The sequence below is a fragment of the Nostoc sp. NOS(2021) genome, assembly GCF_017115025.1.
Lineage (GTDB): Bacteria > Cyanobacteriota > Cyanobacteriia > Cyanobacteriales > Nostocaceae > Nostoc.
Genome location: NZ_JABXKM010000149.1, coordinates 1 through 3,237 on the forward strand (window position 1 = coordinate 1; position 3,237 = coordinate 3,237).

The window sequence follows — 3,237 nt, forward strand, 5'->3', positions numbered from 1 at the left end:
GGGTTGGGGGTGGGGTTCTTGTACCTCAGCTATAGCAACTGAGATGCAATATGTCCTCTTAGCGCAGATAGCTTGTATTCTACCCAATTGAAAACAGTCATAATTAAGTACTTTTAAAGATGAAAAGACGTAATTTTCTCATCCAAAGTGGAATTTTTTCAGCTGCCGCAATCACAGCCATAGGTAGCAATGCTTGGGTAGCTAGATCCGCTACCGACAACAGCGATCGCCAGCGCTTGATTGTAATCTTCCTCCGGGGGGCGGTAGACGGTTTAAACGTCGTAGTTCCTTACTCAGAAACAGCTTACTATCAAGCCCGACCGCAAATTGCTATTCCCCAACCAGGGAAGGAAGGGGGAGTTTTAGATTTAGATGGGCGCTTTGGGTTGCATCCAGCATTAGCTCCTCTGATGCCCTTCTGGCAGCAGAGTAGTCTGGCATTTGTTCATGCTTGTGGTTCCCCCGATCCAACTCGTTCTCACTTTGATGCTCAACAATATATGGAAAACGCTACCCCTGGTGACAAACATACTCAGGATGGTTGGATGAATCGTTTACTAGGGGTAATTTCTCAAAAAACACCTATCCAAGCAGTAAGTGTCGGAGAAACAACACCCTGGATTTTTTCTGGTCGGATGCCTGTAGCTAACATAGCATCAGGGAGAAATGCTAGCAGACCTCTACCAATAGATCGTCCTCAATTAGCAGCAGCATTTGACCAACTTTATGGCGGTAATGATGCCCTAAGTCAGACCTATCGCCAAGGACGGATGGCGCATCAGGCGATCATGAATGACCTGGATAGTGAAATGAAAATGGCGAATAATGGTGCGCCTTTACCTGATGGCTTCGCCAGCGATGCCCAACGATTGGCGCAACTAATGGTCAAAGACCCCAGAATTGAGTTAGGGTTTATGGCTTTGGGGGGTTGGGATACCCATGTCAATCAAGGTAGCACTCAAGGACAGTTAGCTAGGAACTTAAAAAAATTGGGTTCAGGTTTAGCAACTTTGGTCGATGGTTTGGGGAGCGTTTACCAGAATACGACAATTGTGGTGATGTCCGAGTTTGGTCGGACAGTCAAGCAAAATGATAACGGTGGCACTGACCACGGTCATGGGAATGTCATGTGGGTTTTGGGCGGTAAAATTCGTGGTGGTAAAGTTTACGGTGAATGGCCTGGTCTATCTACAGCCCAACTTTACCAAGGTAGGGATTTGGCTATTACGACTGATTTTCGGGATGTTATTTCTGCCGTGTTGTCAGATCATCTGCATCTCAACGAAGCAAAATTGAATCAAGTGTTGCCAAATTACGCCTCTACTCAGAATCCCCAGAGACTAAACGTATAGAGCGTATTTGACAAGTTCGGTTTTGGTTTGCGAGTGCTTTTCGCGTTTACTCACCAGGATTTATCCCTTTGAGTCATTCCTGGGTGTCAACGGTAGACCCGTGATTGAGTATGAGCTTCGGGAGGTGAAAAAAACGGAGCGCGATGCCGAAGGCGGCAAGCTACGTCAAAACGGAGAAACCATCGTCAAGCGATTAGCTGGCGATCCCAAACGAATCAAACGCAATCGTAGCCGCAACACTTTCAAAATGCGGCTAGGCATGGGTATGACCCTGGAACAGTCCGGCGATGGTTTAGTTGACAAACCAGGGCTGTATCTTAACTTAGTGCCATTTGAATATGATAATAATTGGTACATTTTTTTCCCGATGAATTTGTGAAATCATGTACTTAGTAATGTATAATTAAGCCCAAGAGTTCAGGGTGCTTGTAAAGTATTAAACTACTTGCTAGTTCTGCCAAAGTATGTTGTATGCCTAAATCTGCAATCACCGTTACCGTCAAACTGTTCGCTGCTTATCAAGAAGCCTTTAGGGTTTCGGAACTGGTGCTGGAATTTCCCAATAGTATGCCAGTGAAAGCAGTATGCGATCGCCTCATAGCTGAACACCCCGAACTCTCCCAATGGCGTGACATCACCCGTTTTGGGATTAATTTAATATTTGTCGAACCAGATACTCTACTACAAGATGGGGATGAAGTCGTGCTGATTCCACCAGTTAGCGGCGGCTAGCAAATTGGACGTGCCAATTCTACTCAATAGCTTTAGGACTTAGCAGTTAGCCTCACTAAGCGATCTAACTCTTGCTGCATCTGACTAACAACTAATTCATAACATTCATTCACATAGTAGCGATCGCTGGCTGCTTCTGAACCGTAGCGTTCAAATACAATTGGCGTGCAAACCCGCGTGTACATAGGCACAGGTAATGGAATGTTGGGCAATGGGCCAATTGCTAATCCCCAAGGCAGTCCGAGATAGATTGGAAAAACTTCCGGATCAATCCCAAACAGCCAAGGCATCCCCCACTCGTGGAGTTGCTGCATAATTTTGTAGCAGTCAGCGATCACAATCAGCGTATCGTGAGCACCCCAGGAGATCACAGGCACAATCGGCACATTTTCCCGCAACGCTAACTTGATAAATCCTTGCCGCCCCGCAAAGTAGATTTTATTACGTAAATAATGCGGTCGGAAAACATCTTCGGCTCCACCTGGATAAACTAGCACACTAGCTCCAGAGCGCAAGGCAGTGTAAGCCATTTTCGGATGAGCTATGATTGCTCCAGCCTTGGCGACCAGTTGCGCTAGTGGCGGGCTAACCTGCCAAGCCTTGGGATGCATTAAACCATAAACGGGTTGCTCCACACCAAATCGTCGAAACCAGTCGTACATCATCATTGTCATATCGGGTGCCGCGAGTCCCCCGTTATGCGAACCGACAAATAGGACTTTTTCTTGGGGTGGAATATTATCCCAGCCACTAGTTTGAACTCGGAAATAGTAGTGATAGAAAAAGCCCAACAGAGGCATCAGAGATTCTATGAACTTTGGATCTCGCTCATCCAAAGACCAACCGGGTTTTTTGTTTAAGAAATGTTGCTTTTTTGACATCAATGCATTTTAACAGGATTGGCAAAGGTCAAACAATCCGATACAAAAATACTAACAATTGCCCGCTTTTTCTTCCTGTTTCTTCCTGGCAGTATCGGCACAAGAGAGTATGTTTTACAGTTGGCTGTGGAACATATTGCCTTACCAGATATGTTAGAAAAGTTAGTGATGGCTGCGATCGCATCTGATATCATGTCCGCTTGATTGCTTATTAAACCCGAAGAACCCCACCCCCGCCAAAGCTATGCTTTGTCTCCCCTCCCGAAGAGCGG

The 3,237-nt window shown here is 46.0% G+C and carries 5 protein-coding genes; 4 read left to right on the forward strand and 1 reads right to left on the reverse strand.

Annotated features, from left to right (window positions below):
* Window positions 1-119 precede the first annotated feature (119 nt).
* The 3 genes from HWQ41_RS19515 to HWQ41_RS19525 all read left to right on the forward strand — a co-directional run bounded on the left by HWQ41_RS19515 (window position 120) and on the right by HWQ41_RS19525 (window position 2,084).
* A complete protein-coding gene (locus HWQ41_RS19515) occupies window positions 120-1,352 on the forward strand; it encodes a DUF1501 domain-containing protein (RefSeq protein ID WP_292766262.1) in 1,233 nt (410 codons plus the stop codon).
* Between the two features lie 7 nt (window positions 1,353-1,359).
* Window positions 1,360-1,731, forward strand: a complete 372-nt coding sequence (locus HWQ41_RS19520) for a hypothetical protein (protein ID WP_292766264.1) — start codon at window positions 1,360-1,362, stop codon at window positions 1,729-1,731.
* Window positions 1,732-1,823: 92 nt separating this feature from the next.
* Window positions 1,824-2,084 carry a MoaD/ThiS family protein gene (locus tag HWQ41_RS19525; protein WP_292766266.1) on the forward strand — a complete coding sequence of 87 codons (261 nt, stop codon included), beginning with the start codon at window positions 1,824-1,826 and terminating at the stop codon, window positions 2,082-2,084.
* A gap of 32 nt (window positions 2,085-2,116) precedes the next feature.
* On the opposite strand, the gene HWQ41_RS19530 is transcribed toward HWQ41_RS19525, so the two are convergent.
* Window positions 2,117-2,965, reverse strand: coding sequence for a lysophospholipid acyltransferase family protein (locus HWQ41_RS19530; protein ID WP_292766268.1), 849 nt, complete (start codon window positions 2,963-2,965; stop codon window positions 2,117-2,119).
* A gap of 18 nt (window positions 2,966-2,983) precedes the next feature.
* Here HWQ41_RS19530 and HWQ41_RS19535 point away from each other — a divergent pair, with 18 nt between their 5' ends.
* Window positions 2,984-3,169 carry a hypothetical protein gene (locus HWQ41_RS19535; RefSeq protein WP_292766270.1) on the forward strand — a complete coding sequence of 62 codons (186 nt, stop codon included), beginning with the start codon at window positions 2,984-2,986 and terminating at the stop codon, window positions 3,167-3,169.
* The last annotated feature ends 68 nt before the right edge of the window (window positions 3,170-3,237 follow it).

Coding starts and splice junctions, on each gene's coding strand:
- HWQ41_RS19525 (WP_292766266.1), top strand. CDS start 1,824: ATGCCTAAATCTGCAATCACCGTTACCGTCAAACTGTTCGCTGCTTAT.
- HWQ41_RS19515 (WP_292766262.1), top strand. CDS start 120: ATGAAAAGACGTAATTTTCTCATCCAAAGTGGAATTTTTTCAGCTGCC.
- HWQ41_RS19530 (WP_292766268.1), bottom strand. CDS start 2,965: ATGTCAAAAAAGCAACATTTCTTAAACAAAAAACCCGGTTGGTCTTTG.